Consider the following 3157-nt stretch of genomic DNA (forward strand, 5'->3'; position numbering starts at 1 on the left):
AATCCGTTTGGAACCTTCTTCAATTAAAGCATCCTACCCATCCCCCAACAATAAAGGTCTACGTCTCGAAACCATTTCTCTGTAAAATTATACCTTCGTATAACGGTGTCTGTATACAACGAATTTGGCATCAAATAGCAAATTATCCTCCAGACTCAATATCTGATTCTCAATAGATTTCCGTTAGAATCATAGTCAAACCATATTTTCAATCCGGATTGCAACGTAATATACTCCAGCTGGCCGTTACTTTTGTAATGATAGTTGAGAGTTCCTTTTATCCCTATAATTCCTTTTACTATATTGCTTGGTTCCGATATATTACCAGCCGCATCCCTTGCCCTCACAGTAAACTGATACGGCGTCAATTCATTAAGATTCGTTACCACATAATTGTTCGTTATACTTGATCCAACCCAGTTCGCGCCGTTGTAGATATCGTATCCAATAACACCTACCTTGTCTGTCGATGCAACCCAACTAAGGCTAATCGTTGTTTCTGTCTTACCGGTTACTTTCAACTCTGTTGGCGTTGTTGGAGGCTCGTTATCAAATAGTAATGTATTACTAGCTTCAGACATGTTTCCCTTAGCATCTCTGGCTCTGACACTTAATTTGTATACTTTTTTGCTTAGCTCAGTAACTGAATAATTCGCGGTTGTGCTCCTACCGATTACCTGCTGGTCATCGTATATAAGGTATTCGCTTACCCCCACTGCATCGTATGATGCTCCCCAACTTAAACCAAGCGTCGTTTCCGTCGTTCCGGTTACCTTCAAATCGGTCGGTGCGGTCGGCGCAACAGCATCATAATTTTGGAAACCTTGAACATTTGCTTCCGAAGGGTTTCCAGCGTAATCGTATGCTGCAATGGAAAGAATATAATCTACACCGTCCGCACTTACTTCTAAATTCGTTAATGTATAATTTGTATTCTTGGTTTTCACATGTTGAACTAACGGACTCCTATCGAATGTTCCTTTAAACAACTTAATTTCGTAATAATCTATGCCAACGTTATCGGTAGAAGGCGTCCAAGCTATATCAAAGCTTTTTCCCGTCATATTTGACAGGGTTGCATTGGACGGTCTACTAGGGGGAAGGTTATCCACATCTGTATATGCAATTAAAACTGGGCTTTCTTCAGATAACCTTCCATTACCATCTATTGACTTTACTACGATTTTATAAGGTCGACCGGATGCCAAATTTTTAATAGAAAACGAATTTTCGATTTTGGAAGTCTTCCCTCGAAAGACGGAGTCTGCATAGATTTCGTAGCCTACAACATCGCTATCCATCTTCGATGCATCCCACGAGATATTTAATGTAGTTTCCGACTTGGATAAAAGCTTTACATTTGTCGGCTGCATCGGTGAAGTCGCCGAGCCGGTATTTACTTGCGTTGATAAAGGACCGGATAACTTTCCTTTCTCATCACGTGCCCTTATGTCGAATGAATACTGCGAATTCGGGGCTAAATTTATAACATGATAAGTATTGTTAGTGACACTCCCGATCAGAGCAGAGTCCTTATACACTTCATATGCGATTACCCTGGTCTGTTCCTTAGAAGGCTGCCAACGAAAATAAACACTTGTTGATGTTTTTTGAACAATCTCTAAATTCATTGGAGGAGCCGGTAATTCATTTCCCAGGCTCTCATCATAGGTAATGTCGTATAATATTCCTGCTGTACGAGAGTAAATAAGAGGGCTGTAAGCAGCAGCTCCGTAGATTTTCCCACCCTCCGGAAGCTTATTTCTAATGTCTTTTCCAAAGACAGTTAGATTACCATCCCTTGTGGCGCCAATGAATAAAACATTTTTCTCATCTTCCCCAGGCGGCGGAGAATTCGGTCCAAAGTTCTGCAAGTCACCATACTCTTCTTTTGTCAAATAAATCTGTACCGGACTATAAAGCACGCTTTGATCGTATTGATCCAATATAAAGCTCTCCACATCGATTTGGACGATATGGTTCACATCAAGATCCGGAAAATCGACATACGCTTTATTGGAAGTATATGGAGTGTAGATTCCTCCATCAATATTAACCGTAGGATCTATCGTTATGGGATAGTCTAACCCCGTAGTATTTACTTCAAGATCCAAGTAGGTCGACTCTTCGAGGCGCAAAGTTTGTTTAACCTCTCGTTTTTCCCCCTTGGCATCTATTAAAAATGCCGGAGTGATGCTCATTCTGCCCGATGTAAGATCCTTGGCTACCCCTCCTTCAATCTTGAAGGAATACTTTTTGGGTGCATCTTTTGTTTTCATAATAATATCTTCCTTTAGACCGTTAGGAAGAACCTTGAGGAGTAAATCCGAATCTTGCCAGACATTCTCATAATAAATTTGATCTCTTTGATGACTGTACACTGTTCCAGTCACAGGAGAAGCATCAGCAGGAATAAACGATAGTTTATTTTTATCTTTGCCAATGGTGTAGCCTGCTGAAATATTCTTATTAATTTCAAGATAGAAAGGAACTTGCGGCGCAATAAACCGGTCACCCTTGGACATCATGGTTTTTCTATTTTCATTCTTCAAACTATGAACTTTTAGGGAAATTTCGTTGGAATATGAATTATAAGATGTTGGAAGTTTAGACTCTTCAACCAAAGATGTATTGATGTCGGTATAATTGCCTTTTTCGTCCTTATAATGCAAAGGCGTCGAAGAAACGGTTAACTTTTTCAACCCATTACTCATTTGAAATTGCTTACTATACTCAGTCCGTTTATCTAATATTTCGTTGTTGATCGTTGCCTTATCATCTATTGAAGTAAGGCTTGGCTCTGACAATTCACTCGCTTTTAATTGTTGAGGAGGCAAAACTATAGATACAAGGAGTGCAAAAAACAGAAGTAGCGAATGGCTGAGGGATAACTTTCGTATGATAATCATGTTTTACGTAACCTGCCTCTACTTTAATTAGTTAAAACCTAAAGCTAATCATTATTAATAATAAAACTCCTCTCTTAAAAGAATAAAAGAACACGGATTATTATACACATGAATATTGTCATAAAATGTCGTTATATGTAATTTACAATCATTTAATATTGGATTATGTGCTACCTTAAAAAGATTACTGTTTCTTCTACTTCGAACATGAAAGAGACGCACAAAAACAGCTTTGAGAATCAAGCGAC

At 38.9% G+C, this 3157-nt stretch carries 1 protein-coding gene; it reads right to left on the bottom strand.

All coding sequences use genetic code 11. From position 1 onward, the window contains the following. Window positions 1–155 precede the first annotated feature (155 nt). Entirely contained in the window at window positions 156–2909 is a 2754-nt protein-coding gene (locus PEH01S_RS33995; protein WP_127490432.1) for a fibronectin type III domain-containing protein, read from the bottom strand. Between the last annotated feature and the right edge of the window lie 248 nt (window positions 2910–3157).

This window comes from Paenibacillus ehimensis NBRC 15659 (genome assembly GCF_004000785.1).
GTDB classification, from domain to species: Bacteria; Bacillota; Bacilli; order Paenibacillales; family NBRC-103111; genus Paenibacillus_G; species Paenibacillus_G ehimensis.

Excerpts from the sequence above, each read along its gene's own strand:
- PEH01S_RS33995 (WP_127490432.1), bottom strand. The coding sequence starts at position 2,909 with ATGATTATCATACGAAAGTTATCCCTCAGCCATTCGCTACTTCTGTTT.